The sequence below is a fragment of the Pirellulales bacterium genome (assembly GCA_035656635.1).
Lineage (GTDB): Bacteria > Planctomycetota > Planctomycetia > Pirellulales > JADZDJ01 > DATJYL01.
The window spans coordinates 1-23,421 of record DASRSD010000050.1; the positions used below are offsets into that span (position 1 = coordinate 1).

At 56.5% G+C, this 23,421-nt stretch carries 23 protein-coding genes; 5 read left to right on the top strand and 18 right to left on the bottom strand.

Translation table 11 applies throughout. The features are described from left to right. From VFE46_04275 to VFE46_04290, 4 genes are all read right to left on the bottom strand, one after another. A partial coding sequence (locus VFE46_04275) for an MARVEL domain-containing protein (GenBank protein HZZ27202.1) occupies positions 1-2,311 on the bottom strand: 2,311 nt, incomplete at its 3' end. 26 nt (positions 2,312-2,337) lie between these two features. After that, complete coding sequence (locus tag VFE46_04280) at positions 2,338-2,559, bottom strand: hypothetical protein (protein ID HZZ27203.1); 222 nt, start codon at positions 2,557-2,559, stop codon at positions 2,338-2,340. Beyond that, entirely contained in the window at positions 2,556-3,233 is a 678-nt protein-coding gene (locus VFE46_04285; GenBank protein HZZ27204.1) for a hypothetical protein, read from the bottom strand. The genes VFE46_04280 and VFE46_04285 overlap by 4 nt, the downstream gene beginning before the upstream one ends. Before the next feature lie 36 nt (positions 3,234-3,269). Continuing rightward, a complete protein-coding gene (locus tag VFE46_04290) occupies positions 3,270-3,542 on the bottom strand; it encodes a WXG100 family type VII secretion target (GenBank protein ID HZZ27205.1) in 273 nt (90 codons plus the stop codon). Between the two features lie 335 nt (positions 3,543-3,877). Between VFE46_04290 and dnaG the strand changes: the two genes are divergently transcribed. From dnaG to VFE46_04305, 3 genes are all read left to right on the top strand, one after another. Then, positions 3,878-5,773, top strand: a complete 1,896-nt coding sequence (gene dnaG / locus VFE46_04295; protein ID HZZ27206.1) for a DNA primase — start codon at positions 3,878-3,880, stop codon at positions 5,771-5,773. Between the two features lie 106 nt (positions 5,774-5,879). Then, positions 5,880-7,562: a sigma-70 family RNA polymerase sigma factor gene (locus VFE46_04300; protein HZZ27207.1), complete on the top strand. Its 1,683-nt coding sequence runs from the start codon at positions 5,880-5,882 to the stop codon at positions 7,560-7,562. Positions 7,563-7,832: 270 nt separating this feature from the next. After that, positions 7,833-8,549, top strand: a complete 717-nt coding sequence (locus tag VFE46_04305) for a C4-type zinc ribbon domain-containing protein (GenBank protein HZZ27208.1) — start codon at positions 7,833-7,835, stop codon at positions 8,547-8,549. A gap of 7 nt (positions 8,550-8,556) precedes the next feature. On the opposite strand, the gene VFE46_04310 is transcribed toward VFE46_04305, so the two are convergent. Continuing rightward, positions 8,557-9,213 (bottom strand): Uma2 family endonuclease, encoded by a 657-nt coding sequence (locus tag VFE46_04310; GenBank protein HZZ27209.1) that lies wholly within the window; start codon positions 9,211-9,213, stop codon positions 8,557-8,559. A gap of 175 nt (positions 9,214-9,388) precedes the next feature. Between VFE46_04310 and greA the strand changes: the two genes are divergently transcribed. Next, positions 9,389-9,865, top strand: a complete 477-nt coding sequence (gene greA / locus VFE46_04315) for a transcription elongation factor GreA (protein ID HZZ27210.1) — start codon at positions 9,389-9,391, stop codon at positions 9,863-9,865. Between the two features lie 58 nt (positions 9,866-9,923). On the opposite strand, the gene VFE46_04320 is transcribed toward greA, so the two are convergent. After that, complete coding sequence (locus VFE46_04320) at positions 9,924-10,670, bottom strand: YggS family pyridoxal phosphate-dependent enzyme (protein ID HZZ27211.1); 747 nt, start codon at positions 10,668-10,670, stop codon at positions 9,924-9,926. Between the two features lie 98 nt (positions 10,671-10,768). On the opposite strand from VFE46_04320, the gene VFE46_04325 reads away from it, so the two are divergent. Continuing rightward, positions 10,769-11,533, top strand: a complete 765-nt coding sequence (locus VFE46_04325; GenBank protein HZZ27212.1) for a YdjY domain-containing protein — start codon at positions 10,769-10,771, stop codon at positions 11,531-11,533. Position 11,534: 1 nt separating this feature from the next. Here VFE46_04325 and hemQ read toward each other — a convergent pair whose 3' ends face one another. From hemQ to VFE46_04385, 12 genes are all read right to left on the bottom strand, one after another. Beyond that, positions 11,535-12,386: a hydrogen peroxide-dependent heme synthase gene (gene hemQ, locus VFE46_04330; GenBank protein ID HZZ27213.1), complete on the bottom strand. Its 852-nt coding sequence runs from the start codon at positions 12,384-12,386 to the stop codon at positions 11,535-11,537. A 3-nt stretch (positions 12,387-12,389) separates the two neighbouring features. Then, on the bottom strand, positions 12,390-12,809 hold the full coding sequence (locus VFE46_04335) for a PIN domain-containing protein (GenBank protein ID HZZ27214.1): 420 nt from the start codon (positions 12,807-12,809) through the stop codon (positions 12,390-12,392). Next, positions 12,806-13,027 carry a hypothetical protein gene (locus VFE46_04340; GenBank protein HZZ27215.1) on the bottom strand — a complete coding sequence of 74 codons (222 nt, stop codon included), beginning with the start codon at positions 13,025-13,027 and terminating at the stop codon, positions 12,806-12,808. The genes VFE46_04335 and VFE46_04340 overlap by 4 nt, the downstream gene beginning before the upstream one ends. A 144-nt stretch (positions 13,028-13,171) precedes the next feature. Next, a complete protein-coding gene (locus tag VFE46_04345) occupies positions 13,172-14,497 on the bottom strand; it encodes a hypothetical protein (GenBank protein HZZ27216.1) in 1,326 nt (441 codons plus the stop codon). A 13-nt stretch (positions 14,498-14,510) separates the two neighbouring features. Further along, a complete protein-coding gene (locus VFE46_04350; GenBank protein HZZ27217.1) occupies positions 14,511-15,134 on the bottom strand; it encodes a hypothetical protein in 624 nt (207 codons plus the stop codon). Positions 15,135-15,328: 194 nt separating this feature from the next. Next, positions 15,329-15,940, bottom strand: a complete 612-nt coding sequence (locus VFE46_04355; GenBank protein ID HZZ27218.1) for a sigma-70 family RNA polymerase sigma factor — start codon at positions 15,938-15,940, stop codon at positions 15,329-15,331. A gap of 212 nt (positions 15,941-16,152) precedes the next feature. After that, a complete protein-coding gene (locus VFE46_04360; GenBank protein ID HZZ27219.1) occupies positions 16,153-16,632 on the bottom strand; it encodes a hypothetical protein in 480 nt (159 codons plus the stop codon). A gap of 248 nt (positions 16,633-16,880) precedes the next feature. Then, a complete protein-coding gene (locus tag VFE46_04365; GenBank protein ID HZZ27220.1) occupies positions 16,881-18,395 on the bottom strand; it encodes a SpoVR family protein in 1,515 nt (504 codons plus the stop codon). A 54-nt stretch (positions 18,396-18,449) separates the two neighbouring features. Beyond that, complete coding sequence (locus tag VFE46_04370; GenBank protein HZZ27221.1) at positions 18,450-19,565, bottom strand: DUF444 family protein; 1,116 nt, start codon at positions 19,563-19,565, stop codon at positions 18,450-18,452. Positions 19,566-19,602: 37 nt separating this feature from the next. Next, positions 19,603-21,648, bottom strand: a complete 2,046-nt coding sequence (locus VFE46_04375; protein HZZ27222.1) for a serine protein kinase — start codon at positions 21,646-21,648, stop codon at positions 19,603-19,605. A 422-nt stretch (positions 21,649-22,070) separates the two neighbouring features. Continuing rightward, entirely contained in the window at positions 22,071-22,562 is a 492-nt protein-coding gene (locus VFE46_04380) for a response regulator (protein HZZ27223.1), read from the bottom strand. Between the two features lie 302 nt (positions 22,563-22,864). Next, a complete protein-coding gene (locus VFE46_04385) occupies positions 22,865-23,311 on the bottom strand; it encodes a TIGR03067 domain-containing protein (GenBank protein ID HZZ27224.1) in 447 nt (148 codons plus the stop codon). Positions 23,312-23,421: the final 110 nt, after the last annotated feature.

Here is a 23,421-nt window from a genome sequence, read left to right on the forward strand (position 1 = left end):
GTTGCAAATACTGGAGCTTGGTGGCGCCGGCGCGGCCCAGCGGCACGCGAATGTTGCTGGAAGTATCGCCGGTCCACCATTTATCGCGCGGCGGGGCGACGTAATCGAACGGCACTTCCACGCGCTTGGCGGCTTTTGCTCCGCGGCCGATGATTTGCACCAATTGCGTGAATTGCTCTTCCGGCGGCGGCGATTCCAGCCGGAGCGGGTAGCGCTCGAAATCGGGATCTTGCCAGGCAAATTGCTTGCCGTTCCAGTTGAGCGTGAGGACGTGCTTTTCCACGTCTTTCATGTCGAACAGCGGCGGCAGCGGCAGTTTGACATCGTTCACTAGCAGCACGTACACGCCGCAGCGCGCGCCGCTGGAGGCAATGCTCGTGAGACGTCGGGCCGCGGTTTCGGTAAAGTTGACCGGAAAATTTGCCACCACCAGCACGCGGAACGGCTCGGCCACTTCGCCGGCGAAGACGTTATATTCGTCGATGGAATGAAACTCGTTCCGCAAATATTTTTGGATGACGTTTTCCATTTGCTCGGTCAGGTCCGACAAGCGGGCTTCAATGTGGGACGGCTCGGTCCAAATGCGGTTGGTGACCAAGAGCTCGTCATGATCGGCCAGGTGCATGAAGCCGGCGAAGTTTTCGCCCAGCCCTACGGGGTCGACAATGGTGAACCGCACTTTGCCCGGCGGAATGGAAGTGATCATTCGCAGCATTTCGGCCTGGACGGCTTCGATGGCGATGCGGCGGCCCTCGCCCGTGGCCTTGAACAGCAGCGAGGCATTTTGTGGAAACGGCAGCAGAGCCGGCAGATTGAACTGCGTGGGCAACAGGCCGTTGAGCTGCTCGTCGCTGGAAATGGCGCCGGGAATGGTGTGCAGATCGACGTGGTAGTGGCCGAACGGCAAGGTGGGCGCCGCCGCCGTGGGGGGCTGCCAGGTATTCCAGCGTGGATCGCTCCAGGCGGGAAAGAATTGTTGGGTTTGCTTGATGTTTTCCTCGATGACGGCGCGAACCTGGGCCATGCCGGCGCGCCAGTGCTCGGCTAAATCGTTCCAGGTTTGATCGCGCTTTTGGCGGTTGGCCAGCGTATCGGCGGTGGAATGCTGCTGGGCCGTGCGCAGATCGGATTGGTAGCGCTGCTGAATTTCTTCCAGCCGCTTGGGATAAGACGTGTGGGCTTCGGTCAGGGCGGCATCGCGAGTTTGCACCAGCTCGGCCTCGGTGCGTTCGTGTTTATCGTGGGCCGCTTTTTGCGAGGCGGCGTGCTGCTGCTGGGCTTCGGTCATGCGCGTGTCGAACTTTTCGCGCGAGTCTTTCAGCTCGTTATCGCGGCGCTCGACAATTTTGCGGGTTTCCTCAATGCACCGTTTTTTGGTCTGGCTGATGGCCGCCACGCGCAATTCCTCGGCCTGATGCAGCATGGCGTGCAACTGGTCGTAGGGTTGAGCGGCCACAGCCTTGGCTTTGCGAAACAGCCAAATAAGCAGCGCCACCGAAGCGATAATGCCTACCACAGCGCCGACGATGAGCCAGGTCCACTTGGTCCAATTGTGCGTGCCGAAAATTCCGTAGCCGGCTCCGCAGCCTAGTGCCAACAGCAGAAACACGAACCCGGCCGGCTTTTTGCCGACGAGCAAATTCGGCCAGCGAAGTTTTCGGAAAGCCTCCAGGTGATTCACGGCCGCCATGGCCAAATCGCCCAGTGCCAGGGCGGGGTTTTCCGGCAGCGGCGCGGCTTCTTCGCTGCGCCAAGCGGGATGTTCCGACTGTGCGGCATCGGCGGAGTCGGCGGCCTTCGGCGCGGGAATTCGCCGCAGCGTGCTTAAGCGGCAAATGGTGAGGTGCCGATTGGCCACGTCAATGGTTTTGCGGACCACATCGTGCCGGGCGAGAATTTCCTGCTGGTCGGCATCAAATTGTAGCTTGGGCCCGTTATGCGTGGCCTCGTAAACCGTGTTGGTTTCCCAATTCTCTTCGGTCAGTTTTTTCTTGGCTTTGCGCTGCGCTTTGGCAAAATCGAGCTCGACGGCGGCCAGGGTATTTTTCAGCTCGTCGGCGGCAATATCGTGGCGGGTTTCGTACGCTGCCTGGGTGCCGGCGATCGCGGAATCGTATTCCCGTTGCGTGGTGTCGCGTGCCAATTGAAACTGCATGATGGCCGATTGCCGGGCATCACTCAGTTCGCGCTGAATGCGAGCCGTGGCCGTTTCAAATTCGGCGCGCATGGTCCGTTCGGCCTGCTCGCGCTCGGCAGATAGCCGATACAATTCGGCCAAAGCTTTACGTTGAGAGTCGGCGGAAAAGGCCATGGTTGATTTGCGTTCCCGTTCGGCGTTTATTCGCATTCGCGCTCGGCGCGGCCCAGCACTTCGGCCAGGGCGCCAATGGCATCGAGCGCGGCCTGCAATTGTGGCTCCAGCGGATCGAGAAATTTTTCCTCGAAGCGCACGCGGTTCTCGTCATGCCAATGTTCTTTGGTGGCTTCCCAATTCAGCCGCAGCGATTTGTGGGCGGCGGCAATTTTTGCGGCGCCGCTGGTGAGATCGGCAATTCTCATGATGCACTAGCTCCCGTGGCATTAGCGGTAGCGGATTCTCGAGCCTGGCTATCACCTTTTGGCGGCGCGGAATTATCCGATTTTGTTTCCGCGTCGGATTGTTTGGCGGCGGAGTCGGCCTCGTCGGCAGGCTTGGCGACCGATTGCTTTTCCTTCGCGCCGGTAAGTTCCTCCCACGTGGCGGCGGCCGGGGCTTTGCCCGTGGCGTATTGCTCCAGGGCGATGCTCATCCGCTCCAACAGGACCATGGCATGCGGAATTTCGCTGTCAAGCATTTGCATGAGCTGTTGCACCGGGCCTTGGAATTCGTCGACGGCGCGGTGGGCAGCCACCGACCAGCGGCGTACCGCAGCCACTTTTTGCTCCGCATGTTCCAGACGCCGCTTGGCCATTTCCACTGCTTTTTTTTCGTCGTCGCAGGACGGAATGTAATCGCCAATTTGCTTGTAAGTTCGGGCATGAGCCAATTCGTCTTTGGCGTGCGCCAGATTGTCATAACCGCGGCGGACTTCCGCCTGCCAATGGGCCGGCTGCTCGACGGTCAGCCATTCCATGCCGCGGCGAACTTCCAGTTGAACATCGGTCAGCGCGCGGCGCACCATGTTGGCAAACTCCACCATGTCGGCGCGGAATTCGCCAATGGCGGAGACATCGGTCACGCGGGCATCAGGCATGCGGAAACCTGGAATCGAAAAGTGGAACCGGACCGCTTATCGCTGCTGCAAATACTCTTCAATGCGCTCCGCCTTGCGAAGCAAGAACGGCACGTACTGGTTGGTGATGTCGACAAATCGCGATAGGGTGCGCAATTGCTGCTCGAATTCTTCGAGGAAACGCTCGTGCTCCTGGTCGCGCCAGGTGGAACCCAGGGTGGTCAATTGCCGCTGGGCGTTTTGCATTTGCTCCAGCATTTCGTCGTTGAACTGCTTTAAATGCTGCACAAAGCGGCGTAATTCGGCCGGATCGACAATCGCCTGCGGCATACGAAATTCCTCTGGAATTGGAAAAGCTCGCCCTTTCTCTATCATACCCGCTGATGGCCGAAAAAAACGCCTGCCAAGCGTTTTTTCCGAGGTCTGGGCACGCGATTTTATCGGCTTGACCCGGCTGGAAAAACCGCGCTATAATCGACCCGTTGCCACGGATGGCAAGGCCGATTTTCCTAATCTGAGGGTTGGAGAATTGGCAAAATGGCAGGGTCAGGGTGGGCCCTCAGGCCGGTTTCTATAGAATTGATTGATACCGTCCCGGCGTGCCGGGATTCCGACAACCGGCCGCATCCCCCTTTCCCCCAGTAAGCACCGCAAAGGAGTTGTCGGTGGCTTCACCTGCATTGTTCGATACCAAAGAGCGTGTCCGGCAAGCGATCGACATTGTCGAGCTCGTCGGCAGCTATCTGCAATTGCGGCGCGAAGGGCGCAACTATAAAGCCCTGTGCCCGTGGCATGACGATACGCGCCCCAGCTTGCAAGTGAATGCGGAGCGGCAATCGTTCAAGTGTTGGGTGTGCAACGTGGGGGGCGACATCTTCAGCTTCATGATGAAGATGGAAAATGTAGAGTTTCCCGAAGCCTTGGCCATGTTGGCCGAACGGGCCGGCATTCCGCTCCAACCGGCGGGCGGCAAGCATCTGGCAGCGGGCGGTGTGGAGAAAGACGAAAAGCGCGCGTTGTACCAAGCGATGGCGTGGGCCCGGGAGCAATTTCATCGCTTCCTGGTTAGCGCTCCCGAGGCGGAGCCCGCCCGCCATTATTTGGCGGAGCGAAAAATTACCGACGACAGCATCCGCCGCTTCCACTTGGGCTATGCCCACGACCGCTGGGATTGGCTGTTGAAGCAAGCGGCCAGCACCGAAATTACAGCCCGATCGCTGGAAGCCGTCGGGTTAATTGTGCGCAAACAAGATGGGCCCGGGCATTACGATCGCTTCCGCGGCCGGGTGTTATTTCCGATTCACGATGTTCAGGGGCGGCCAGTCGCGCTGGGGGGGCGAATTTTGCCGCAACTGGCGGCCGAGAATCCGGCCAAGTACGTTAACTCCCCCGAAACCCCGCTGTTTTCCAAAAGCAGTATGCTTTACGGGCTAGATTCTGCCCGCGATGCCATTGGCCGCAGCCGAGTGGCGGTGGTGATGGAGGGTTATACCGATGCCCTCGTGGCGCGACAGTTTGGATTTGAAAATACCGTTGCTGTGCTCGGCACGGCGCTGGGAGAGCGACACATCCACCTGCTGCGCCGCTTTGCCGATTCCATTACGCTGGTGCTCGATGGCGACGAAGCCGGCCAGCGGCGCGCCAACGAAATTTTGGGCCTGTTCGTCGCCGAGCAAGCCGATTTGCGAATTGTCACGCTGCCCGATGGTCTCGATCCGGCCGATTTTTTACTGCAGCGCGGCCCAGAGGCTTTTCGTCAGTCTCTCGATGGCGCCATTGATGCCCTGGAACACAAGCTCAACGTCATGACCAGCAAGCTCGGCCCGCGCCCAGCTATGCACCACATCAATCAGGCCCTGGAAGAAATGCTAACCACGCTGGCGAAAGCCCCCCGGTTGCAATCGGGCACTACGGCGCAGGCACGCTTGCGGGAACATCAAGTGCTAGCGCGGCTGGCGCGGCAATTCAGCGTGGCGGAAGAAGAACTGCGGCTTCGATTGCGCGACATGCGGCGGCGAACGGCATCATCGCCGGCAGTTCAAAATGAGCAAGAGCCATCGTCCGTATCAGCCGTGGCATTATCGGTAGCTTCGCTGGCAGCCTGGGAGTGCGAGTTATTGGAAATTGTGTTGTTGGAGCCCGAGTCGGTGCCAGCGGCTGCGGAAATTATTTTGGTGGAGCATCTCGAATCGCCGGCGGCCAAAATAATTTTTGGGCGGTGTTGCGAATTGAGCCGTGCCGGCATCACGCCAGATTTTGATCGCTTGCTGTTGGAGTTTGACTCGCCACAGATTAAAACTTTGCTGGTCGATTTGGACGAGCAAGGCCGGGCCAAAACATTCGACGATGAAGGAAACATGAAACCATCGGCGGAGCCCGCCGCACGCTTGCGCGATTTATTGGCGACGCTGCACCGCAAACAACAGGAGCACGCCTTGGACGCCCAGACCCGGCGGTTGCGTGATAAAAACTTAGGGGCCGAGGAAGAACTGGCCCTGCTGGAACAATTGATCGAACAAGAGCGAAAACGGCAAAGCATTTCTTCGCCCATGGAGGGGTGAAAGTTTTGTCGCGGCTCGTCCGGTGCAACTCCCGCAAACGTGTTGCCCGGCCGGCCGGAGTGTTGTCTGCCTAACGTGCCGGTGGAACCGGCGCGGAGGAGGGAATGTGGATCATCCCATTACGGATTTGCATGAACTCGTTGCCAAAGGAAAGACTCAAGGCTATCTCTTATACGATCAGGTAAATGCCTACCTGCCCGATGAGGCAGTGAATCCCGAAAAGCTCGATAACCTGCTCATGGCTTTGGACGAAGCGGGCATCGAGCTGTTGAACGAACCGCCGGCCGGCTCGCAGCCGATCGACGGCTCCGCGCCCCCCGCGGCGTCGGCTGAGGAAGAAGTGCTGGCCCTTCCCGCGGGCGAGCTGCCCAAGCTCAGCGACGATCCGGTGCGCATGTATTTAAGTCAAATGGCCGTCATTCCCTTGCTCACCCGCGAGCAGGAAATTTCTTTCGCCAAGAAAATCGAAGTCACGCGCAAGCGATTCCGCCGCTCCGTGTTGGGCTGCAACTTCGCCATGCAAGTGACCATCGACACGCTGGAAAAAGTGCATCAGGGCCTGTTGCCGTTCGATCGCACCATTAAAGTGTCGCTGACCGAATGCTTGACCAAAGATCAAATTATGGCCCGCATGCCGCACAATTTGAACACGCTGCGGCAAATTCGGGAGCACAATCGGGACGATTTCCGTAAGCTCATTCGCCGCAGCACCAGCCGTCAAGATCGGCTGGAATCGCGGCGCCGGTTTTGCCGCCGCCGTCGCAAAGCCTTGCAGCTGGTTGAAGAATTGAGTCTCCGCACGCGGCGCGTGCAGCCGCTGGTGAAGCAGCTCAAAGAGTTTTCACGGCGCATGGATTTCATTCGCCGCCGCATGCAGGAATTGGCCCAGGACCCCGAGAGCCGCGACGAATGGGCGGCCTTCCGCAAAGAGCTGCGCGGCCTGATGATTCTCACGTGGGAAAGCCCCCGCAGCTTGCGCAACCGCCTGGCCGTGGTGAGCCGGCAGTTTAACGATTACGAGCTGGTCAAGCGGCAGCTTTCCAGCGGCAATTTGCGGCTGGTCGTCAGCATTGCCAAAAAGTATCGTAATCGCGGCCTCAGCTTTTTGGATTTAATCCAGGAAGGCAACACGGGCTTGATGCGGGCGGTCGATAAGTACGAGTACCGCCGCGGCTTCAAATTCAGCACGTATGCCACGTGGTGGATTCGGCAAGCCATTACCCGGGCGATTGCCGATCAGGCCCGTACGATTCGCATTCCGGTGCACATGATCGACGTGCTTTCCAGGCTGCGCAACGTAGCGAAGCAGTTGCAGCAGAAACTGGGGCGTGAGCCGACGGCGGAGGAAATTTCGGCGGCCTCCGATGTGTGCCTGGAAGAAACGCGCCGCGTGCTGAACATTGGCCGGCATCCGGTCAGCCTGGATCGGCCCGTCGGCGAAAGCGAAGACGCCAGCTTCGGCGAATTCATTGAAGATGCCGGCACCGAAAGCCCCGTGTACTCGGCCAGCAACGGCTTGCTGCGGCAGAAAATTGAATCGCTGCTGAAAACCCTGACCTATCGCGAGCGGGAAATCATCCGCCTCCGCTACGGCCTGGGCGACGGCTACACCTACACTTTGGAAGAAGTGGGCCGCATTTTCAAAGTGACCCGCGAGCGGGTGCGGCAAATTGAAGCCAAGGCGGTGAAAAAATTGCAGCATCCGGTGCGGAGCCGGCATTTGGAAGGGTTTTTGGGCGGACTGCCGGGCATTTTGCCGGAAGAAGTCGCCACGCCGCTGGCGGGATAGACAAGTTGTAAACAGTTAAAATAATTGCACGGATACCGCCGGCCGCACGGCCGGCGGTTTTTTTGTTTCGATTTTCTTGCTACATTATTGTTGTGAGCGAGCCTTAGTTCGGTGTAGCGTGTTGATTGACAGTGCGTGTTGATAATAGCCGGTCGCCGCGGCGACCGGATCCGGAGGCTATGAGCCTCCGGATCCTATTTGTCGAGATGTTCATAAAAACGCTCGAGTCCGTTTTGATCCTTGGCACCTCAACCCTGAAGCCCAAACATCATGGCCGTTAACGCTGCCGCCTTACGCGAATTACATCGCATTCACCGGCAACTTTCCGATTTACGCGAACGGCTCGAGCGGGGGCCAAAGCAAGTGCGGTCCCGCACCGCTGGCGTGGCTCAAGCCGAAGAGCAACTGGCAAAAACCCAGGCCGATTTGAAAGCCGGCAAAGTGGCGCTCGATCAAAAGCAGCTGCAACTGAAAACCGCCGAAGGCAAAGTGGCGGAGTTGAAGGTCAAGCTGAACCAGGCTAATACCAATCGCGAATATCAGGCGCTCAAAGATCAAATTGCCGCCGACGAAATGGCCGGCAGCGTGTTGGCCGACGAAATTCTGGAGGCCATGGAAAAGCTCGACGGCATGAAATCGCTGGTGCCCGAGGCGGAAGGCCGCGTGGCCAAGGCCAAAGAAGAGCTCAGCAAGGTCCAGCAGCAACTTCGCGCCGAGGAGGAAGCGCTGCGGGCCGACGTGAAACGGCTGGAAAAAGAATTGACCGCAGCCGAATCCGCACTGCCCGACGATTTTCGCGAAATGTACCAGCGCGTGGTAAAGGCCAAGGGAGAAGATGCCATGGCCGCGATCGAAGGAGGCAGTTGCGGGGGTTGTTACCAGCAGTTAACCAGCAACATGGTCAACGAAATAAACATGGGCCGCGTGGTGCTGTGCAAATCGTGCGGCCGGGTATTGTATTTGCCGGAAGACACTCGGCCGAAATAGTTTCCGCTCAGCGATTTTCCCCTGGGTGTCGTTCGATCGGAGGAGCGGCTTCCGCAGCCGAAAAGGCGTCGTCAATGGAGACGGTCAATCCGGGAAGAAGTGCTGTAGAATAGGAGCTCCCAGCTTTGAGAATGCGCTCCTCAAAATCGGTTGAACCGCGAGTTAACACCAAAACCGATTTCTTAAAACGATCGACAATTACATACTCTTTGACGCCGATCGAATAATATTCCCCTCGCTTGTGAATGTAATCGCGTTCCTGATCGGCGCGGCTGGAGCTAACGAATTCAAACACCAGGCCGGGTACCCGGTGGGGAACGACTTGGCCGCTGTGGGGGCCGGCTAAATAGATGCAAATGTCGGGAATGCGATCGTCGTCATCGCTGGTCGCCACCCAGCCTTCGACATCAACTTCGTCGACCAATTGCTGATGATTGTGCCAGTATCCGCCCAACTCGCGGCGAAACGGTCGCGATATGCCACGATGTTGTGGACCCGCGGGCGACATCACAACTAGGCGTCCTTTCACCCGTTCGTAAATGAACGGTTCTTGGTAGGTTGCCTCGGCGAACTCGCGGCGAGTGAGCAAGCGCCCGGCATCGTCAGGGCCTAAATGCAATTCCCCGGATGATTGTTGCCGCTGGGCGGTGGAAATGGTAGCCACGGTAACCTCCATGCGGAAATTATACCCTATTTCTGCGTCGAACACACGGCGTGATGCCATCTTTACAACCGGCCACGGCATGGCCACAATGTTTGGATCGGTCTCCCCCGTGGGAGGCCGCGTTTTTTTTGCGCTCCGATGGGCCGAGATGGCTTCGCGCCGAGGTACTTGAACTATGTCTGATTTAATTCCGATGACTCGCACCGGATACGACAAGATCAAAGGCGAGCTCGATCATTTAGAACAAGTGGAAATGCCGAAAATCGCCCAGCGGATTGCCAACGCCCGCAGCGAGGGAGATTTAAGCGAAAACGCAGAGTATCACGGCGCGCGCGAATCGCAGGGATTGCTGCAAGCCAAAATTAACTTGCTGCGCGACAAGTTGGCACGGGCCTCGATTGTCGATACCTCCAAAATGCCCAAAGACCAGGTGGCGTTTGGGGCTACGGTCGTCGTGAAGGATCTCGATTTTGGCGATGAAGAAACCTTCGTGCTGGTGGGCGCCGGCGAGGAAGATTATGACGCGGGAAAAATCAACGTCACCAGTCCGCTGGCGCAAGGGTTGCTCGGCGGCAAAATTGGCCAGCGCGTGGAAATTCCGGTGCCGGCCGGCAAAATGAAGTTTGAAATTAAAGCCATTCGCTACGAGTGATGGCTTGCCACGCCAGATCGTTCGAAGGCTGTGGGCGAGAAGATTGCCGGGAAGCGCTTCACTCCAGCAGGCCTTCAAACAGGGCCGAGCCAATGCGGACCAGCGTGGCCCCTTCTTCAATGGCGACTTCAAAATCGCCGCTCATGCCCATCGAAAGCTCGCGGAGTGTGAGCTGCGGCGGAGCCACGCGCTGCAACCGATCGCGCAATTCTCGCAGCGCGGTGAACTCGCGGCGGGCTTGCAATAAATCTCCTTCCCGGCTGGCCATGCCCATCAGTCCGCGAATTTCCAGCCACTGCAAAGCCGTCAAATTTGGCAAAGCGGTTTCCATTTCCGCGGGCCGAAAGCCGTGCTTGGTGGCATCGCCCGAAATGTTTACTTCCAGCAGTACGGGCATCGGGCGATTTAACTCCGCGGCGGCTCGATTCACGGCCTGCAACAATCGCAAGCTGTCGCCGGAGTGAAGGAGCGATACCAGCGGCAGGGTGCGAGGCACTTTGTTGCGTTGCAAATGGCCGATGAGATGCCAGTGAATTTGCCCGGGCGAATTTTTCAGAGATTCGGCCTTGGCCCACAATCCTTGCGGGCGATTTTCGCCTAAGGTGGAACAACCGGCGGCAACGACCTGCTGTGCCAATTCGGCAGGCACGTATTTGGTGACTGCCACCAGCGTAATTTCGTCGGCCGTTCTGCCGCTGTGGCGGGCGGCGTCGGAAATTCGGCGGCGGACGGCCGCTAGATTCTCGATTAACCTTTCGCTGGCGGTCATGTCGCTTACTTCGCCGTATTGATCGTAGCGGGCCAATGGCGTTATCTTAGCAAGTAATTAGCGGACTTAAATCTTTTGCGGATGACTATTGCGCGTATAAAAGCGGTGCCCGCTTGGACCGCAGGAGACATGTTATGCCGATTCGGAAAATCGCAGCGCTGGGCATGTGGGGGTTGGCTGCATGCTGCCTGCTGAATTATTGTGGCGGCGATTTACGGGCCGATGAGCCCAAAAATCCTGCCGATCCGAGCGCCGAACTCAAACGGTTGATGCCGAACTACGACGTGTGGGTTGATTTTAAAAACAAGCAAGTGATTCTGCAGGGAGATATTTGTCTCACGCGCGGCGCGTTGGAAATGTTTGCCGTGACCAAAGGCACGAAAGAGCACGAATCGGTCGTGTCGGTCAACACCAAAGCCTATGTCGTGCATGCCGCGCTGCTGGCCTTGGGCGCCGAGCCCGGCACGACAGTGAAGTACGAGCCCAAGTTCGCTCCGCCCACGGGAACGAAGGTGGAAATTATGGCTTATTGGATGGACGACAAGGGAGATCAGCACAAAGCTCGCGCCCAGGATTGGGTGCGCGACGTGAAAACCAAGAAGCCGATGGCGCAATCGTGGGTGTTTGCCGGCAGCGGGTTTTACGTCGACGAGGCGACCAAGCAGCGCTATTACATGGCCGAAGCGGGAGATTTTATTTGCGTTTCCAACTTTCCTGACGCCATGCTCGACGTGCCGGTCGAAAGCACCTCGGACAACGACGATTTGCTCTTTGAAGCGTTTACCGAAAACATTCCGCCGAAAGGGACCAAGGTAACGTTGGTGCTGATGCCGCAGATTGAGAAACAGAAATCGGGGGATAAAAAATCGGATGGGGCGGAAAAAACCTCGTCTAAATAATCTATTTCTGCGAAATCCGGCAGTGCTCCAACATCTGGGCGGGCGTGGTCACGTAGCTGACGTAAAACGGCCCGAACTCGGCGTAGCGGGCGCTGGCTTCGTCGAACCGCATGGTGTAGACAATCTCTTTGAGGAATTGCGGATTGCGGGCCCACAGCGTGACGCCCCATTCCCAATCGTCAAAGCCGGCGGAAGTGGTGATCAGCTGCGTGACCTTGCCGCCAAAGGTCATGCCCGTGCGGCCATGCTCGGCCATTAGGCGGCTGCGTTCGGAAAAAGGGAGCGTAAACCAGTTTTCGCCCACTTTCCGTTTTTTGTTCATGGGATAAAAGCACGTCGAGGGCCAGGGCGGCAAGTCCGGTGTGAGCCGTTGTTTGCGCATCATGCCTTCGCGGTTTTCGTACGCCTTGAGCTTGGCCTTGTACGTGGGGCTATCGAGCTGCTCTCCTTCTTCGACCAGCCGTAGGCCGTATTGCTCCAAGGTGGGCACATACTCAGAAACTTCCGTAATCGAAGTGAACGAATACGTGGGCACAATCGCCGGACCAAGGCAACTGGCCAGGAGGCGGTGATGAACTTCGCTAATTTTGAGCGGATTGGCGTCGAGCAGCATCAGCCCGAAATCGGCCTTGTGTCCGCTCACAATGCTGGTTTGCAGCCGGGCAGGAGAATCGGAACTTTCGGGATTCAAAATGCCAACTAACTGCTCGCAGCCGCCGGCAATTTGCGCCGGGTTCATCGTCGTGAGGCGAGCCCGATCGAAGCGATAAAACAAGTGACTGCAATGCCAGCCTTCGAGAGGTTCGAGGGAAACTTCGGAAGTGGTATTTCGATTCTCGGGATCGGCGCTCATCGACTATAACTCCAATAATACAGCCCTAAATCCAGCCTGTCGAAAATGCTCGTCGGCAGTCATGGCATTGGTTAACTGCTCGGTTTGCATGACGACAAAAGAAATGCAGTCGGTCATGCTCCATGCCTTGTCAGGCCTTTGGCAATAAAATTGCCAGGCTTCCTGCCACAGCTCGGCAGACAGGGCAAGAACTTGGACATCGCTGCGCTGCTGAATGCGATTGATCACATCGACCGCGTGGTTACGCCATTTGGGGCGCGATAAAGCGTTGGCGGTTTCCAGTAACACTGCTGTCGTTGTGACGATCCGCCCACCGACTCTTTGAGACCACTGGCGCGCGGCATTGTGGAACTGGTCTTGCTTGATTACCAGCGCAATCCAAAATGAAGTATCGGCGAAGACATTGTCCAATTTCGCCGTCATCGCTTGGGGGTTCCGTACAAGTAATGATCGTGCTGCACTGAAAGATCAGTCGGCGCATCAGGCAAGTCAGCCGCCAGATTTAGAAAGTCGGCGAACTTATCGGTCGTCGAGTCGGTCAACTCTAAATGAACGCGCAGCGACTGCCCGACTGGCAACTGTAATGGTTCATCGGGGACCAAAACTTTGCCGTCAAAATGTACCGAAATGGTGTGAGTCATAATTGCTTGCGCATTGCTATTGTAGAAAGAGAAATCCAATCCATGCAATTGTACCATTTCCGAACCAATCCAGGCAAAGCATTGCCCCGGGTCATTGACCCGGGGCTAAATATACTCGTTGAGTGCGGATCGGCCAACCGGCTGTCATTTTCCATTTTTGCTCGAGTTGGCGTCCACCGGCAGACTTGGTTGGATATTGTCGTCCGGCTCATCGGGTAACACGACGCGCAGCGGCTCGATTTTTCCCTGCTCCATTGTCAATTGCTCCAATTGATTTGTAAGGATGTGGAGCTGGCTTACAGCCGTCGCCAGTTTCGTCTGGGCTTCTGCCGCGATCCCTTCGGCATAGCGGCGGTCGCGCAGTTGCTGCGTGGTTTCGTCGCCTGCTTGCGCCAAGAACTTTAATCGGGCTTCAGTTTCTGCCCGGTCGATGGCAATATGGCTGAGCTCATTATTCCAAGCATCCAGTTGTTCGCCGCCATTGGCACGCTTGAGTGCGGCACGGCTTTTATCTAGCTCGATCTTGGCGGTCAACACATCGGCTTCGGCGGTTTGCTCGTCGGTCGCCGGTACGGCTCCGGTGTCGCGCATTTTTTTCAATCTTTCCAGCCGTTCGGTTCGTAGCTGCAGCAAGTGCTCCAAGTTTTTGACGGTATCGTCCGACGCGGTCTTTTCAAACATTTTTTGTTGTGTTTGGGCAATTTCCTTGGCAATCGCTTGCTCGCGGGCTTCCATTCCAACCAGCGAGAGCTTGACGGTAATTTGCTGACGGCTGATTTCCGCCAGCTGCTCGCTGAATTTTTCCGATGGCATGCCGACGTTATGATCCAGAACATCATGAGCGGAAGCTACGTGATTTTGGAGAGCTTGGAGCTCTTTTTGCAGGTTTTCCCGGCGCTCGGCAAGCTGTTTGGTAATGTATGCCGCGCTAAAGTCGGGCAAGACTTTGGAAAGATTTTCCACGATATCCTGTCGTAAGGAACGCAGTATGGTTTGCACCTGCGCGTCAGAATAACTTTCATTCGTTAGCGAAAGTTGAGGGTTGAATACTAACTGCAGGACGGACCCATAGGTTGATGACGTGGGAGCCAGGTGCACCGAAACCGTGTTCTCCTGCGAATCTGTCGCCGTTCCTCGTCTTGCTCGTTCGATTAGCAATTTGGCATTGTATTTTGGAAATTCTTTTTTAAGGGCATCCGAAATCACTTGTGGATGTTCTGTTAGGCAGGAGTTAATTACAGCGTCCCAAGAAGTAATGTGAATCCAATCTTTGAGCCGATTGGTGTCCGTGGGTTCTTTTATCTCTATGGGAATAAACAACACGGAGAGCCTTCGATTGTTTACAACATTTCGGACACTGGAAGTAAACATCCTTTCGCTTTGATCGCGGTCAACTTGTCCAAACGCCAAAAGCGGACGAAGGATTGCATACAACGCAAAGGCAAAAATGATTACGGGGCGATATTTCATCGTGGACCTCGCTTCAATTCATCTGAAATTGATTTAACCGTTCTTGGGCCACCACGGCCCAGTGACTTTGCGGGAAATTGTCCAGCACGCTTTGATAAGCCGCCCGAGCTGGCTGCCGGGCTTGCTGCTCCCAGTAATAATCGCCTTGGCACAGCGCAATAGCGGCGGCGCGATCGATAGCTGACTCTCCGGTGTCGGTTTGCGCGTTGGCGGCCAGTTGCCGGCGGTATTCGTCGCGCAAATCTTGCCGGGTTTGCTCCTGGCGGACTGCAGTCAATTGCCGCTGGAGCGCGTCAGCTTCGGCGCCGAGCGCATCGGCCTGGACACGCAGTTGCAAAATGTCGGATGGCGACAACCCGTTAGCCCCGGGCTCCGCCCGGGGGTTGCCGGCTAAAGTAGCATCCATCGGCGCTGCGTCTCCCGGTCGAACCGGGAGCTTATGGGCGATGATGAATGTGGCAATGCACACCAACATCATGGCCGTGCCGGCTACGCCAATTTTCCATTTCCGGACCGTTCGCAATTGCCGCGCATGGCGCTGGCGGACTTGCTGTGGCAAATCCGCTTGCGGCAATGGCGGCGTGGCGGCAGCGTCGGCAGCCTGCAATGTTCGCAAAAATGGATCGTCCGAGTTCATAAGCCGGCTCATTTTCACCACAGAAGCACCCAGACACGGAGAAGGGCAAAATCAGCCGCAAATGAACGGGAATGAACGCAAATAAAAATCATTGGACAACACCCGGTTTTCGGAAACGAAATAATTGTTCTCTCTGATTCGCGTTCATTTGCGTTTATTCGCGGCTGATTCTCCGCGACTTTGCTTCTGGGCGGTTAAATTTCCTTCAGGATTGGCTTGAGGAGTTTTTCCAGGCGGCGGCGGGCGCGGGTTAAGCGGACATCGACCGTGCCACGGCCCAGGTTCAGCACTGCGGCAATTTGTTCGACGGGCAGTTCTTCCAAATATCGTAGGACGATGATTTCACGATCGCGCTGCGCAAGTTTACGGATGGCGGCATAGATTTGCTCTGCGGTTTCTTTGGTAACTGCGGAATGATCTGCCGGTTGGTATTCGAGGCTTGTTGTATTGTCTCGCAGCCGCAGGTGCAGTTTTTTTCGAAACCACGCTTTGCGTTGCTGGCTGCGGCAGCGGTTGATGGCCAACCGCGTGAGCCAGGTGAGCACCGTGCTGCGGCCGTCAAACTTTTTCAGTCCCACGAGGGCATCGAGGAAAGCATCTTGGACCACGTCTTCCACGTCGGATTGCCAGCCCAGCAATCGTTGCACTAGTCGGGCGATTTTCTCCTGGTGAATGGTAATGAGTTCATCGAATGCTGCGGCACTGCCGGCCTGGGCTTGCGCAAGCAAGGCCATTTCGTCCACGGCCGGAGCCGTCCGACGAATCCCGCTGGACGTGGCGGATGCGCTGGCCGGGCTGTCGCTCATGATTACCAGCATTAGACGCACCAGGGCGGGAAAATCTTACAGGTCGAAGGAAAAAGCAGGCAGCAAGCAGAAGGCAGCAGGCAGAAGCAGATCGCAGAAAACGAACTTATTGCGACAGCCGCATTATATAACACCGCAGTGGGCGCAGAGTGCGCTTGGGAAGAAAAAGGCGCCGATTAGAGCAGGGGCGATGGAAAACAGGCTGGGGGGAGCTACCGCGCGGCGTCGGCAAAATCCTCAATCAGGCGCAGGAAAACTTCCCGTGTGACTTGTGCGGGCACGGTTTGCCGCGCGCCGCCGGGCTGCTTTTGGAAGCGGCGCAGGCTGATTTCCCCGCCGCGCCGGACCAGCAGTTCGTAGTAACGGGTGCCGTTGTCATCACGCTGCGGTGGATTGGAGCGAAGCTGCACCACGCACTGGTCGGCATCGATTTCGATGGGGCTAATCGGCTCCAATAAATAGGTGAGCCGCTTGGAAAGTGCATCGGCCACTTTTTTGAGCTGTTCAATGGGAGCGGACGCCATCGCATCGCTGACCACCGTGATGTGCTCAAACGCCAAGGCCAAGCCATCCAGGGCGACAATTTCGGCGCTTAGCCGGCAGGCACCTTCCGCGGCGTTAAGAGCATAGTGCCCTTGCGTGAAAGGGGCGACAGCGGAGAGCGTGCTTTGGGCTTGAGATTTGAGTGTCATGGCGATGCTCACAAAAACGGATATCCACGGTGCTGGGCCTAAAGTTGTTATCGTCGTGCGACATTACCTTTTATTGCAAATTGTGCGCCGAATGAGGGGCAAGGAGTCTGGTGATCGGGTGTCTGGAACTATTCATTGGTTGCCGCGGTGATCGGAAAACGTCACAGGCTGCTGGCTCTTGGCTAAGCCGTTAGCGCGTTGAAAAGCCGGTTTGCGATTCGCGCGACGGGCGGTCGCGGCTTGATAAGTCACTTGGCGGTTTCCGTTTTGTGTTCGCTGCCATCGAAGGAAAAGGTCGTCTGTTTGCCTTCGATTTGCGTTTCAATATGCACGGGCCGAGCCCACAGCCGATGCAGGTTCGCTAGGGTATCGTGGGCGTAGTTGATTTGCAGGTCCACGCCATTGTGCACGTGCTCCAAAAACAGCTCGCCACGATTTTTGTAATTTCCTTCGCGGACTTGGATGATGGGCTGGCCTCGATTGGTGAGGCTGTACAACAACCGCTCCTTGATTTTGGGAAACTCGCGGCTTTCGATGTTGTATGTGTCCGTGTCTTCGTGATAGCTGAAGGAAAACAGCTTGTACTGACGGCAGAAATCGAGCGTCAGGAACTCGTCGATGAACATTAAATCGTTGTAAATGTGGCGGACCTCAAAAATCTTTTGGCGGCCCAGTCCGGCGCCGGTATCCCATTGGCGGCGCTGGCGCATGTCGTCGCACTCCTCATATTCTTTGCCGAAGCGGCCTTTATTCCAGCGGTCTTCAATATCGCGCAAAAGTTCGATGCCCAACTTGTACGGGTTTAGCCGGGTGGGACTGCTGGCCATGGTGCCGCTGTGATGATCGGCGTAGTTGATGACATCGCCCGGCTCCAGCCCTTGGCGGGTCATAATAGTGCTGTGCCAGTAGCTGGCCCAGCCTTCGTTCATAATTTTGGTTTGGCCTTGCGGAGCGAAATAATACGCTTCCTCGCGAATGATCGACAGCACGTCCATTTGCCAGGGCTTAAGCGGCGCGTGGTCAATGATGAACTTCATGACATCGCGGGCCGGGCCAGTGGGGCGCTTTTCTTCCAGTTCTCTTTCTTTCCGCAGCCGCTCCGCTTCGGCAGACAGCACTTCGGGTGGATTCACGAACGGATCGAGATAGTGCTTGGCGGCAAACCGGCCGGCCACCGGGGAAAATTCCTCTTCGTCCGCCCGCTTGAATTCGTACTTGGGCTTGTCAGCGTTGCGCTTGATAAACGGCGAGTGCACGTCGATTAAATCTTCAATGCTCAGGCAAGCGTCGATGAAGTTTTCCACATCCTCCACGCCGAAGCGATCCATGTACCGCCGCACGCGGTTGCCGTGGTTGGCCATTTTGTCCATCATTTTGCGATTCGTCTGGCTGAACCAGTTGTTGTTCTTGAAGAAATCGCAATGGCCGTACACGTGCGCCATGACCAGCTTTTGATCGGTCGTGTGATTCGACCGCATCAGGTAGGCGTAACAGGGATCGTTGTTGATGACCAACTCGTAAATTTTTTGCAGGCCATACTCATAGCCCTTGGAAAGTTGCTCGTATTCCATGCCGAACCGCCAATGCGGATACCGGGTGGGAAAGCCGCCGTAGGAGGCAATTTCGTTCAATTGATCGTAATCGACGACTTCGAAAATGGTCGGATAGAAATCGAGCCCATAGCCGCGCGCGTATTCCTCCATTTGCCGCTGAATATCGGCCAGGTAGCTGGGCAACGGTTCGAAATGGGTGACGGTGGCCATGGGCAGTGGTCAGTTGTCAGTGTTGGCCGCGCGACCAACGGTCGCGGCTTTATATTACTTGCCTTTGCCGAGGAACGCTTTGATCGATTTGTAAATGCCTTCTTTATCTTCAATTTCCGAGAGCACCAGCTTGTCGTGCTTGTCGCCGAAGCGGCCTTTCAAAGCGCGGATGTACTCGCCGCTGCCGTAGGGGCTTTCCACCTGGCCGTAGCAAAACAAATTGACGGTCGGCAATAATTCCTCGGCCAGCAAGCGTAGGCTTTGATCGTTATCTTCCCCCCAGTTGTCGCCGTCGGAAAATTGGAAGCCATAAATATTCCAGGCGGCCGGGTCGAATTCCTTGCGAATAAGATCGACGGCAACCTTGTAAGCGGAGCTAATCCGCGTGCCGCCGCTTTCGCGCGTGTGATAAAACGTGTCTTCATCGACCGTGCGGGCCACGGCATCGTGAATGATGTACCGCACCTCGACGCCGTCGTATTGGCTGTTGAGCCAGGTGTCGATCCAAAAGGCCTCGGTGCGCACAATTTCCTTTTGATCGTCGGTCATCGAGCCGGAAACATCCATCATGTACAAAATGACCGCATTGGCTTGCGGCTGTTGGATGGTGCTCCAGGAGCGGTAACGCTTGTCGTCGGGAATGGGCAGAATGACCGGCTGTTGTGGATCGTACGTGCCGGTGGTAATTTGGCGGCGGAGAGCTTGAAAATAGGTGCGCTTGCGGTGGCGCAGCGATTCGGGACCCGTCCGGCGAATGCTGTCGTACTTCGATTTTTCCTGGCTGATGGTAGCCGCGCCTTTGGGCTCGATGCGCGGCAGCTCTAACTCGTCGCCCAGAATGGCCGCCAGTTCTTCCAGTGGCACGTCGACTTCCAGAATGTGCTGGCCGGGATCGCTGCCCGCCTGGCCTTTGCCGTCCCCTTTGTTTCCTCCGTTGCCGCCGGCAATGGGCTGACCAACTTCACCCTCCCCCTGCCCTGTCCCGCCGGAGCCGTTCCGGCCATAACGAAAATGGGGCACGTCGAGCTGCGGCAAGGGAATGCTGACCAGGTCGCGTCCTTTGCGGCCAATCATTTCGCCATGCGTAATGTATTTCCGCAGGTTCTCGCGAATTTTGCCCCGCACAATGTGGCGAAAGCGGCGATGATCATGATCGATGTTTAGAACCATGGCCCGCAAATCCTCAGCTTTTATCCATGAGCGGTCCTTATTGCTTTACGTCGCCCCGGGCGAAAATGCTGGCGACATAATTGAGCACGTCGGTGGCACTTTCCTGGTCGTAGCCGAAATCGCGGATCAAGCGGCTTTTGACCACGTCGATTTTGACTTGCGTATCGGCATCGACCACGTTGGAAACGAGGCTGGTAAGCTCGATCGTGTCTTTTTGATCTTCGAACAACTTGAGCTCCAAAGCCCGATGCAGCCGTTCGTTGCTCTTGTAATCGAAGGGGCGGCCGTCGATGAGCAGCGCGCCGATGTAATTCATGATTTCGCGGCGGAAATCGTCTTTGCGGCTGTCGGGAATGTCGATTTTATCTTCGATCGACCGCATCAGCCGTTCGTCGGGTTCCTCGTACTGGCCGGTGAATTTGTTGCGCACTTTTTCGCGCTGCGTGTAGGCTTTGACGTTGTCGATGTAATTGGAGCAGAGTCGCTTGAGCGCATCTTCATCGGCGGCGATGGCCCGTTGCACTTCGTTTTTCACGATGTTCGTGTACTCCAGCTTCACCACGCCAATCAGCTCGCGGTAATGGTTCCGCGTTTCCTCATTGGTGATCAGGCTATGATGCTTGAGGCCCGATTCCAATTCGTTGAGCACCATAAACGGATTAACGCTGGTGGCCTCCGGGTGCGAGACCAGGGCGTTGGAAATTTTGTCCTGCACATAGCGCGGGGAAATGCCCAGCATGCCTTCGCTGGTGGCTTGCTCGCGCAGCTCCTTCACGTTGTCTTCCGTGAAGCCGGGAAGCGTTTTCCCGTTATACAGCTTGAGCTTTTGCAGCAGCGACAGGTTCGCGTTTTTGGGTTCCTCCATCCGCGTAAGAATGGCCCACATGGCGGCCATTTCGATGGTGTGCGGAGCAATGTGCTTGCCTAAAACCTTTTGCTTGTTGTAATCCTTTTCATAAATCTTGATTTCATCGGTCAACGTGGTGACGTAGGGGACGTCGATTTTTACCGTTCGATCGCGCAGCGCTTCCATGAATTCATTATTTTGGAGGCGGCGATACTCCGGCTCGTTGGTGTGGCCGATGATGACTTCGTCGATATCGGTCTGGGCGAATTTTTTGGGCTTCACCTTGTGTTCCTGGCTGGCGCCCAACAAATCGTAGAGGAACGCCACGTCGAGCTTGAGCACTTCCACAAACTCAATGACGCCCCGGTTGGCAATATTGAACTCGCCGTCGAAATTGAAGGCCCGCGGATCGCTGTCGCTGCCGTATTGAGCGATTTTGCGATAATTGACATCGCCGGTGAGCTCGGTGCTGTCTTGGTTTTTTTCGTCCTTGGGTTGGAATGTGCCAATGCCCAGGCGATCTTGCTCACTGAGAATAAGACGCTTGATGCGCACATCGGCAATGAGGCGGGTCCAATCGCCGTCGTAGCGCTTCCGCCGATCGCCGTACACATAGCGGCAGTAGGGGCATAGCTCCCCGTGCACACGAATTTGGTACTCGTGCGGGCCGCGGTTGGCGTTCAGCCGCGATTGAATTTCTGCGCGGAAGCGGTGCGGAATGAGGTGTAGCGGCTCCTCGTGCATGGGGCACCAATGCACCTGGTCGGGATCTTCCAAATCGACCCAACCCAGCGTGTACAGAGCCCCACTATCGACTTGGGAATAACGTTCCAGGCCTTTTTTTAGCAGCCGAGCAATGGTGCTTTTGCTACTGCCCACCGGACCGTGCAACAACAGGACCCGTTTTTCAATGCCATAGCCTTGGGCCGCGCTTTTGAAGGCGTTGACCAGTTGCGTGAGGGCCTGATCGAGGCCGAACACGGCATCGCGACCGTTGTTATCGGGGTCGCCGAAGAATTTATAGTGGAGGCGTTTTTCGCGGGCGACTTCGTATGTTTCGGTGCCGTAAGAAAGAATCATGTCGTACACGCGCTGGAAAGCGTTGCGTGTGACTTGCCCTTCTTGAGAAACGACATCCAGATACTGGTCGAAGGTCCCTTCCCAGTTTTTCTTGCGGAATTGATCGAGATCTTGTCGTTGTCCAATCAGCGAGACGATTTCGCGGCCGCCGGTCATGGCATATCCTCCGCAGTAGGATCGCGGGATGGGTTAGAACTGGGCATTCGTTGATGCAAAATGGTTTCTGTTTGCTTACGGTAGTACTACGTCCGCGCGCAAGCAGAACCCTGAGAACTCTGATGGAATGCTCGCCCAAGCGTTTAGATCCGACGAACGCCCCAGGAACTCGCAGAGCCTCTGCAAGCGTGAGAGAGGGTTGCAAAAGAGCAGATAAGTGGTGTCGAGGCGGTGGACTGGCGGGAGCCTACTTCTCGTTCTCCGCAGACCAGACAACTGGCATGCGCGTGTGCCCACTATCCTAAGTATTTCCACAATCCACGTTGGAAGCAATAGCAATTTTTGGGCCAGTGGCTGCCAATTTGCGCGAAGCCGCGCCGAAAAATCACCGGCGATGCAAAAATTGGACGGTCTGCTTCCAATTAGCTGAGCAGGCGCTCGATGCTTTCCATCAGCCGGTCCATGGCGAACGGTTTGCGAATGTAATCGTCCACGCCCAGCATTTCGGCATAGGCTTTGTGCCGGCTGCCTTCGTTTGCCGTTACCATAATGACGCGCAGCGGCACTGGCCTGGTGCGGCGGAGCTTTTCGAGTACTAAAAATCCGCTCCGCTTGGGCATCATCATATCTAAAATGACCAAATCGGGGTCTTCCCGTTCGCACAGCACCAATCCTTGGTTGCCGTCACGAGCGACCAACACCTGGTAGCCGTTCGCTTCCAGAGCCAAGCGCATCGATTCTACAATTTCGTGATCGTCGTCAACCAGCAGAATTCGCTTGGTTACGGGGGTGGCTGAGGGCGACGATTCCGGCTGCTGTGCCGGTGATTTCTCTGCATTTGTCTTCGGCTTAGCCGCCGATTTTTGTGGCGCCGCTTTAGAATGGGTCGCCTTCGTTTTTCCTGCTTCGGTCATGGAGCGTCCCTTGCTGGCAGTGAGTCTTCTCGCCCGGCATGCATTGGGTAGCGGCGTCGGCTGACAGACTCAGTTTGAAGCGCGCCGGCCAATCTGCTTGGCAAGCGAAAATGTAGGAAATCGTCCTTGGAATATGTTATCCCTATCGCGCCAGCAGGCGAATTGCAAGGCGGTCGCCTGGATTTGGCGATTTAGGAAAGATTGCGGCGTCGTGACGATCTAGCGCCGAACCATTACGCGCATGTATGTGTCGTAAAGCCTGAAATGGGACTCTCGTCGCTCAAAACTCCGCTTCCCGTTTTTCACGGTTGCCGGAGCCAAACATTCAGCATTCGTCCGCTGCCAGGAAAGGTGCTGAAATCTGTCGGGCGAGGTTGTCCCGGCGGGACGAAGCAGACCACCTGAACGTTTCCAATCACGCTGTAAATTCCCAGGCAGGTTTGTCCCGCCGCAGGACCGGAGAAGGGAACGTAATTGATTTGTCGCGGCCAGGACATCTGGTACAGTGCGAAATTACCCACCGTGGCCGCGCCGGTATTGGGGGCAACCATATATTGATGGTCTGAAATGGCCAGCCGCACGTTTGCGCCGGGCAAAAAGCTGGATCCTTCCCATTCAGCGTAGTACAAAGTCCACACGCCCTGCAGTTTTTGAAAATCGTTTTGCAAAACGTCCGCCATCGCCGGTTGGGCGCAGTGCGCGACAACGCACAGCATGACGATTGAGCAACTAACTTTTAAGCGCAGCATGTTGCGGCTCCCCATAAAACAATTGCGGCAGCGGCTGGCCACGACAACCCGCCGGCCACTAGAAAAGCTTAGCACGTGCCCGGTGACACACCGTGACCCGATGGGTCGCC

Coding starts and splice junctions, on each gene's coding strand:
- VFE46_04280 (HZZ27203.1), bottom strand. CDS start 2,559: ATGAGAATTGCCGATCTCACCAGCGGCGCCGCAAAAATTGCCGCCGCC.
- VFE46_04285 (HZZ27204.1), bottom strand. CDS start 3,233: ATGCCTGATGCCCGCGTGACCGATGTCTCCGCCATTGGCGAATTCCGC.
- VFE46_04290 (HZZ27205.1), bottom strand. CDS start 3,542: ATGCCGCAGGCGATTGTCGATCCGGCCGAATTACGCCGCTTTGTGCAG.
- VFE46_04305 (HZZ27208.1), top strand. CDS start 7,833: ATGGCCGTTAACGCTGCCGCCTTACGCGAATTACATCGCATTCACCGG.
- greA (HZZ27210.1), top strand. CDS start 9,389: ATGTCTGATTTAATTCCGATGACTCGCACCGGATACGACAAGATCAAA.
- VFE46_04325 (HZZ27212.1), top strand. CDS start 10,769: ATGCCGATTCGGAAAATCGCAGCGCTGGGCATGTGGGGGTTGGCTGCA.
- hemQ (HZZ27213.1), bottom strand. CDS start 12,386: ATGAGCGCCGATCCCGAGAATCGAAATACCACTTCCGAAGTTTCCCTC.
- VFE46_04335 (HZZ27214.1), bottom strand. CDS start 12,809: ATGACGGCGAAATTGGACAATGTCTTCGCCGATACTTCATTTTGGATT.
- VFE46_04340 (HZZ27215.1), bottom strand. CDS start 13,027: ATGACTCACACCATTTCGGTACATTTTGACGGCAAAGTTTTGGTCCCC.
- VFE46_04345 (HZZ27216.1), bottom strand. CDS start 14,497: ATGAAATATCGCCCCGTAATCATTTTTGCCTTTGCGTTGTATGCAATC.
- VFE46_04350 (HZZ27217.1), bottom strand. CDS start 15,134: ATGAACTCGGACGATCCATTTTTGCGAACATTGCAGGCTGCCGACGCT.
- VFE46_04355 (HZZ27218.1), bottom strand. CDS start 15,940: ATGAGCGACAGCCCGGCCAGCGCATCCGCCACGTCCAGCGGGATTCGT.
- VFE46_04360 (HZZ27219.1), bottom strand. CDS start 16,632: ATGACACTCAAATCTCAAGCCCAAAGCACGCTCTCCGCTGTCGCCCCT.
- VFE46_04365 (HZZ27220.1), bottom strand. CDS start 18,395: ATGGCCACCGTCACCCATTTCGAACCGTTGCCCAGCTACCTGGCCGAT.
- VFE46_04370 (HZZ27221.1), bottom strand. CDS start 19,565: ATGGTTCTAAACATCGATCATGATCATCGCCGCTTTCGCCACATTGTG.
- VFE46_04375 (HZZ27222.1), bottom strand. CDS start 21,648: ATGACCGGCGGCCGCGAAATCGTCTCGCTGATTGGACAACGACAAGAT.
- VFE46_04380 (HZZ27223.1), bottom strand. CDS start 22,562: ATGACCGAAGCAGGAAAAACGAAGGCGACCCATTCTAAAGCGGCGCCA.
- VFE46_04385 (HZZ27224.1), bottom strand. CDS start 23,311: ATGCTGCGCTTAAAAGTTAGTTGCTCAATCGTCATGCTGTGCGTTGTC.